Source organism: Vibrio sp. 1727, from assembly GCF_033344415.1.
Lineage (GTDB): Bacteria > Pseudomonadota > Gammaproteobacteria > Enterobacterales > Vibrionaceae > Vibrio > Vibrio alginolyticus.
The window spans coordinates 1-703 of record NZ_JAWPOT010000263.1 but is presented as its reverse complement, the minus strand read 5'-3'; the positions used below and the strand labels follow the sequence as shown (position 1 = coordinate 703).

The window sequence follows — 703 nt, the reverse complement described above, 5'->3', positions numbered from 1 at the left end:
TGGATGGTTCGGTGTCACTTGACCCTGAGACGCTCGGCTTTGAAGGTAAGGCGGTTCAGCTGGTTTCAATTGATGAGCTGGAAGTCATTGATACCAAGTTGGCGCAAGGCAAACCTCTGAGCGAACAAGAAATCGATGTCATTGAAGGTTTGAGAACGGGTGACGTCGTCGCGGATATTCCTGAGCAAGAGCTAGCCCAGTTGGTTGCGCTGCCAACGGACGTGAAAGCCATTCTTGCGGAGCAAAATACAACGCAGCATAACAATGTACGAAACGGCAGTGAACGAACAGCCGCTACAGTCGCGATGGGGCAACAAGCACAATACGTAAACGCGCAAGAGATGAAGCACGCCGCTGCGCAAGCGCCAATGGCTCAACATGCCGATAAACTTGCGTCCGCACCAATGCCAGATGCGCTGGTGGCGAATAATTTCAACCCAGCAGTTCAAATGGCTGCTAATGGGGAAGTGAGCCACAAAGCGATCAATGCCGCGTTAAGTGCAGGTGCGTTGAAAGCTACGGCGAGCCAGCAAGATAAGCAAGAGTCGCAATACGGATTAGCAGGACAGCTGCAAGCGGCAGCAGGTCAACAAGGTGTAGCAGCCCAACAGCAAACCCGAGCGGAAGCCGCTCAGCAAGCACAACTGCCTCTGCAATTAACAAAAGAACTCGCTAATGAGCAAGTGGCGGAAAAAGTACAAAT

At 52.1% G+C, this 703-nt stretch carries 1 pseudogene; it reads left to right on the top strand.

Going from position 1 to position 703, the window contains the following annotated elements:
- A pseudogene (locus R8O10_RS25145) lies at positions 1-703 on the top strand (flagellar hook-length control protein FliK); the annotation flags it as partial.